Source organism: Pseudoalteromonas sp. A757, assembly GCF_004103285.1.
Lineage (GTDB): Bacteria > Pseudomonadota > Gammaproteobacteria > Enterobacterales > Alteromonadaceae > Pseudoalteromonas > Pseudoalteromonas galatheae.
On sequence record NZ_QNQN01000060.1, the window covers coordinates 117,865 to 123,864 of the forward strand.

Consider the following 6,000-nt stretch of genomic DNA (forward strand, 5'->3'; position numbering starts at 1 on the left):
TCACTGGGTACAAAAACGTTTTTTGGTAGGCCAATTCTTATCGCCTAGGCATATTTCTGCACCAAGACTGGCTAATCGTGTACGACAAAGCGCTGTAAATACAACAGTAAGAAATTCTAGCGTTGAGAATGTGAGTTTTGCTAAGCCAGCAAGCGCTCGCAGTTTGTTATGTTTGTCCGTCGTCGTTTTTGAAGTGTTTCACAGTAAGCAGTTATTGTTCGCTCTCGACCAACGGCACCGTGAGATACCCGAGAAAACTGCGTAGTGAGTTTTATCCAGTTCTCAGGCTCTATATTTAATCGAGTAAGAATGGGTTGAAACTCAAAGATATAGCCTCGCTTGTCGGCGCGAATACATTGGCCTGTGAGTTCAACCAATTCAATATAGGATTTGAGTTTAAAAGGCAGGCTTTTTGGTTGTTTTCCTAATTTTGCATGGTCGATGCGCTTTTTGATGCTGGTGTAGTCTGAGGTTTCAGGCGTTGCGGCGATTTTGGCTCTAATGGGGTTTAAGTCTACGTAGGCTAGACAAGCTACCAACGCCGCCTCGTCCAGTAATGCTTGGGACTTAAATCGTCCTTCCCAAAACCGACCTGTGCAATTATCTTCTTTATTTTCTCGGCGAGCGATGTCTTCGTCGAGTACCCGCATAAACCAGCTAATATTAGCGAGTCTTTCTCTGTACTTATCAACCAGTTCATCGAGTATCAACTGCTCCGACTCATTGAGTGGCTCACCTTCAGTAAATTTTTTGGTTACCCAATTACCTTTAAACAGCTTGTGCCACCGTATCACAATCGCTTCATCCGAAAGACGCTTAGCCTTTTTATCATCAACACATAAAACAATGTGACTATGATTACTCATAACGGCGTAAGCACAGACATCAATACAAAACACAGACCCTAACTTCAATAGCTTTTCTTCAACCCAATCCCGGCGGTGTTCATATGATTTTCCGGTAAATCTATCTTCACCGCAGAGAAACGCGCGCCTTACGCAGCGGGAGATACAGTGATAGTATTTGGTGTCGGTTAAACTGATTTGCCTTTTACGGGCAGTTGCCATAGTTTGGTTTCCTCAATCCTTTGAGTGCAGAACTAAAGCGTAGGTGGTATTTTTGGAAGGTGCAAATTAGTAGTGGGTGTCAGCGATTTGAGCGATTTGTTATTGCCTGATAGAGGGCTACATGTAGATCTGTAACCTTCTTATCAGGTGTTGATTTCCTCATTAGTTGCTACTTTGGTAATGAGGACAGTATCAACACGATTAATGAATATGCGGTGTTACCAGACACACAATACAATGTGTTTTCTGCGAACCGTTTGAGGTTCATCATAGCTGTTTGATTATTCGTTACACACTGCTTTACTTCTCGCTCTAATTCCATATCAGTTGGCTTATCATCCTTTGAGCCAATGTACACTTCAAGCATGTTTATCTGACTACTCTGAAGATCGTTTTACACTTTTAACTGATTATTAGCATGTGGGTTGCTCAATGCGTTTTATTTTTAACTATTCTGAAGCAAAAGGTCGTGAAAATTTTTAGAAGTAACTATTTGAAATCGTTGTGTGATTAATATACATTTGGTGTTATGGATTGGAATAAAACTTCTAGTAGATAAAATGGATATTAAATTAGAAATTAGGAATTACCTGTTTAAGCAAATAGAGCGAGCCAAATCTAACGTTATAAAATTATCTTTGCCACATTATTTGTATCAGACAACAGAACAAGCAAAGGCTTACGAGTTGGCTACATATGGAAGTAAGCAATATCACGATAGCCTCGATCTACCAATCTTAAATATTATTGAAGAGAATATTACTGTACTCTGCGACTCTCTACCTAAAAATATTCAATTTATTGACCTCGGCCCAGGATATCCGAGCAAATCTTTCAGAATCTTAGACGAACTACAATTTAAAGGATTAAATATTACTTATTTTCCTGTTGACGTATCTGAGTTTTTTTTAAAAAGAGCTACAACAGCAGTAACTAGTAGAGGGATACATTGTAATCAGATTCATGAGAAGTTTGAAAACTTAGCTGAAGTACTAGATCGAAAGCTGTTTCGTGATGATGGAGTTAGATATGTTTTTTTGGGCCTGACATTCAATAACTTTCAACCCGAATACATTAGTAAAATTTTATCTGGTCTAGTAAATAAGGGAGATAGATGTATCATTTGCTGTCAATCACCAGAGGGAATTAGTGAAGAGAAGCTAACCTCACCATACAAAACTCACTCAGTGGATGACTTTTGTTTCTATCCACTTAAGTTGTTAGGCTTAAATAGAAACAATTTTGAATTCACTGTGGTATTCGAATCGGATGCGATACGAGTTAGATATCAAGCAAAGCAAACGGTACGTGTTCAGGAATTGGTGATTGATAAAGGAACAATTATCGAAACCTCAGCATCCTACCGTTATTCATTACCAGATGTAGAGAAAGCTCTAGCTCCTTACTTTCAAATTGAAGGAGTATTTAATTCAAAAGTTGAGAACATCGCTCTATTGCTGCTTGGAAGTAAGGAACTTTAAATGGAGTTAATGATTATAATAACTGTAACTTCACTTGCTTTGTCTATTGTAATAACAGTAGTCACCTCTAAGTTCGCTGGTGCAAAAAAAGACGAGTTCCAAAGGGCTGCTATATTAACGCTCTGTACTGCAATTTTATTTAATATTTTATTTCAGCGATATGAAGTTGATAAGTTGGCTGAGCCTATTAATATTGCTGCAAAGGCATTAAGTGAAGAAAAAATTAATTCAATCTTAGTAGCCTTTAAAGACTCTCAGGAAAAGTTCGCAGATAAATCCAATGATGTAATGCTTAATGCTCTTAAGTTGCGGTTCAGCGAATTTGAAGAAGCCATTACAGAAGTCAATAGAACTGGAGTGTTAGCGGTTAGATTGACGGACTTAGAACCAGTGGCACTTAATATTGTTCAGTCTGCAAATAATAGTATTAAAGCAACCAGTTATGTTGACTCTAGTGAATGGTGGAAAAAACCCTGGGGCAGAAGATATTTCAACTTAAATGCTAGGGAAATACAAGACGGAGTAGAAATCGACAGAATATTTATTTTCGAAAATGAAGAAGCTTTAAAAAAGGATAACGATCTTTTAGTTTGTAATGCAATGATTGGAGTGAATGTGCATGTACTCCTATTATCTGATTTATCTAGGCCACTGGGAGAGGATGTAATAATTGTTGATGAAAATGTTGTAGCTGGTCAGCTAGTCTTTAATCCTCATAAATCTATTGTGGCGAGCAATTTCTCAGCTTCATTTGAGTTTATAAAAAAAAGGCATGATACCTATGAGACGGCACTGTTCAATTCGACAGAGTATGTAATGCCTGAGAATCCTATTTGTCCTTATTACACAATGTCTAATTTCAACAAGGAAGAGAATAATGACGCTTGAACATATCGTATTTTTATTGACACTTTTACCCATCCCTATTCTCGTTTACCTCGCAAAAAGAAATACTGAGATTGAAGATGAATTCGGTGGCAAGACTTATGGTCGGTTTGCTGTGGGTATAAGCGCTGCTGCTACTGGAAATAGCGGATTTATAATGACTGGCGCAGTCGGGCTGGGCTATGCCTACGGAGTGCAATGGATCTTGCTTCCTCTTTCGTGGCTAATTGGCGACCTAATTTTTTGGAAGTATGGTCCAAAGAAATTAAATAGCTATTGTTCAAAAAACAACCTTTCCAATGTTGTAGAAGTTATTTCAGGGAAAGGGAGAAAGCCATCGTCCTATCTTTTTATATTTACACTTATTTTTGTAATAACACTCTTAAGTGCATATATTTCCTCTCAATGGCTGGCAGGTGCGAAGATTATTACAGGCTTTGTAGATATAGAGTCTGAATTAGCAATTGTATTGTTTGGAGGATTTGTCTCAGCATATTGTATAGTAGGTAAGTATAGAGGATCTGTTTATACAGATCTCTATCAAGGCTTATTGATGTTAATTGTAACTACCCTTTCTCTATATTTAGTTTTCTCTCTTGATAATACTATTCAAACAGAGCTGGATGATAGCTTTTATTCAATAACAGGTAGTATGTCATCTATATCAGTATTGTTTTTTATTTTTGGCTATTTGACCGCAAGTATTGGCTTTGGGTTCGGACAGTTACAAGTTACAAGTAGATACATAAGCGCGAAAGACCCTGTTGAAGCTGAAAGTGCCAGGTGGATCTATATTTTTTTTCTACAATATACATGGATAGGAATGACATTATTCGGAGTTATTTTACGACAAAAGAGTTTTCAAGTAATTGATCCTGAAGCTGCATTAATCCCTTTCTTTCATGAAAATGCTGGCGCCATCCTCACTGGAGTAGCTGTAGCGGGGATATTTGCTGCTATTGCATCTACTGTTGATTCAATAATTATATCCATTACAAATTTAATAAAGTCGAAGTCTACGAGTTTTATCAAAAGTCCTAAATTTGTTGAACCATTAATTATTTTCAGTATCGCAATTGTTACAGTAGGTTTTTCGATACAATCCAACAGCTCTGTTTTTTCTATTGCGTTGATTTCAATATCGATGATCGGAGGAGTGCTGGCAGGGCCTATTGTAATTAGGCTTTATGACTTTAAACATACAGATTGGTCATTGTTCATTTCTATTGTTATTAGCTGCATAGGCTGTGTTATGTGGAGAGTGAATGGCCTTTCGAGTATTATCAACGAGGCTGTTATCGGAATTAGTTTGTCATTTATTGCTAATTATTTTGCTTATTTATCAATCGCAACGAAAAACGAAAATCAAGGTACTAAGGGAGAAATAGAATAGGGTTAAGTTTTGTAAAAGTATAACTTACCCGAGATCGGTTTAAGTCATCAGTTCATCAACAGAAATTGATGGCTTTTTTCTTTGTGGCTGTATGCAATCAGCGCACCTAAGATTGTTAATATCATTCCATGCAAGCTCTATTGTAGTGGTCAACTAATTCCGGACTGTGAATTAAGTTTTTCTTCTGCTACTGCTGGAGCTTGCATATCGTTATGACTATGAGGCCTTCTCCAGTTGTAATAGTTCATCAAGTAAAAGCTAACGTCTTGTTCAGCTTCTTTAAATGAACTGTAGCCTGTACTTGGTCGCCCTGAAGCCAATTTAATTCATTGAATTACTTGAAGATCTAAATGATCTTACTACCCTAAAATTGCAGCTTTTTTGAATCACATCAAGAAAACAAGTCAAGAAGAAAACAAGTGACACCCATTACAATTAGCATCCAAGCTGAGGAAGTGAAGTAAAAAGTATAAAATACTTCAACCACTTCGGTCAAAACGTTTATCGATTGGTTGTTTTTTAGCACTCAAGCATATCTCTACATCAAAACTGAGCTATCGCGCACGACAAAGCGCTGTAAATACAACAGTAGGAAATTCTAGCGTTGAGAATGTGAGTTTTACTAAGCCAGTAAGCGCTCACAGTTTGTTAGGTTTGTTCGTCGTCGTTTTTGCAGTGTTTCACAGTAGGCGGTTACTGTTCGTTCTCGACCAACTGCACCGTGGAATACCCGAGAAAACTGCGTAGTAAGTTTTATCCAGTTTTCAGGCTCTATATTGAGTCGAGTGAGTATGGGTTGTGACTCAAAGATATAGCCTCGTTTGTCGGCGCGAATACATTGGCCTGTGAGTTCAACCAATTCAATATAGGATTTGAGTTCAAAAGGCAGTCCTTTTGGCATATGTTTTCGTGGGCTGCCAGCAAAGCGTAGTAGGCTTTTTGGTTGTTTGCCCAGCTTAGCATGGTCGATGCGTTTTTTGATGCTGGTGTAGTCTGAGGTTTCAGGCGTTGCGGAAATGTTGGCTCGAATTGGGTTTAGGTCTACGTAAGCGAGACAAGCGGCCAGTGCAGCTTCATCCAGCAATGCTTGGGATTTAAATCGTCCTTCCCAAAACCGGCCTGTACAATTATCTTCTTTATTTGCTCGGCGGGCGATGTCTTCGTTAAGCACTCG

5 protein-coding genes and 2 pseudogenes are annotated in these 6,000 nt (G+C 38.1%); 3 read left to right on the plus strand and 4 right to left on the minus strand.

The genetic code is table 11. The features are described 5' to 3' along the window. Positions 1 to 140 precede the first annotated feature (140 nt). Both DRB05_RS05680 and DRB05_RS05685 read right to left on the minus strand, forming a co-directional pair. The gene (locus tag DRB05_RS05680; RefSeq protein WP_128726059.1) at positions 141 to 1,067 is read right to left on the minus strand and encodes a transposase; all 927 of its coding nucleotides are present in this window, start codon (positions 1,065 to 1,067) and stop codon (positions 141 to 143) included. Positions 1,068 to 1,236: 169 nt separating this feature from the next. Beyond that, complete coding sequence (locus DRB05_RS05685) at positions 1,237 to 1,434, minus strand: hypothetical protein (protein ID WP_128726060.1); 198 nt, start codon at positions 1,432 to 1,434, stop codon at positions 1,237 to 1,239. A 193-nt stretch (positions 1,435 to 1,627) separates the two neighbouring features. Here DRB05_RS05685 and DRB05_RS05690 point away from each other — a divergent pair, with 193 nt between their 5' ends. Genes DRB05_RS05690 through DRB05_RS05700 form a run of 3 tightly spaced genes read left to right on the plus strand, consistent with a single transcriptional unit; the run spans position 1,628 to position 4,826 of the window. After that, positions 1,628 to 2,548, plus strand: coding sequence for an L-histidine N(alpha)-methyltransferase (locus tag DRB05_RS05690; RefSeq protein ID WP_128726061.1), 921 nt, complete (start codon positions 1,628 to 1,630; stop codon positions 2,546 to 2,548). Next, entirely contained in the window at positions 2,549 to 3,436 is an 888-nt protein-coding gene (locus DRB05_RS05695) for a hypothetical protein (protein ID WP_128726062.1), read from the plus strand. Then, positions 3,426 to 4,826 (plus strand): hypothetical protein, encoded by a 1,401-nt coding sequence (locus DRB05_RS05700; protein WP_128726063.1) that lies wholly within the window; start codon positions 3,426 to 3,428, stop codon positions 4,824 to 4,826. The genes DRB05_RS05695 and DRB05_RS05700 overlap by 11 nt, the downstream gene beginning before the upstream one ends. A 149-nt stretch (positions 4,827 to 4,975) precedes the next feature. Here DRB05_RS05700 and DRB05_RS22925 read toward each other — a convergent pair. Both DRB05_RS22925 and DRB05_RS05705 read right to left on the minus strand, forming a co-directional pair. Beyond that, positions 4,976 to 5,131: pseudogene (locus DRB05_RS22925) on the minus strand (IS3 family transposase); the annotation flags it as partial. A 317-nt stretch (positions 5,132 to 5,448) separates the two neighbouring features. Continuing rightward, a pseudogene (locus tag DRB05_RS05705) lies at positions 5,449 to 6,000 on the minus strand (transposase); the annotation flags it as partial.

Excerpts from the sequence above, each read along its gene's own strand:
- DRB05_RS05680 (WP_128726059.1), bottom strand. The coding sequence starts at position 1,067 with ATGGCAACTGCCCGTAAAAGGCAAATCAGTTTAACCGACACCAAATAC.
- DRB05_RS05685 (WP_128726060.1), bottom strand. The coding sequence starts at position 1,434 with ATGCTTGAAGTGTACATTGGCTCAAAGGATGATAAGCCAACTGATATG.
- DRB05_RS05690 (WP_128726061.1), top strand. The coding sequence starts at position 1,628 with ATGGATATTAAATTAGAAATTAGGAATTACCTGTTTAAGCAAATAGAG.
- DRB05_RS05695 (WP_128726062.1), top strand. The coding sequence starts at position 2,549 with ATGGAGTTAATGATTATAATAACTGTAACTTCACTTGCTTTGTCTATT.
- DRB05_RS05700 (WP_128726063.1), top strand. The coding sequence starts at position 3,426 with ATGACGCTTGAACATATCGTATTTTTATTGACACTTTTACCCATCCCT.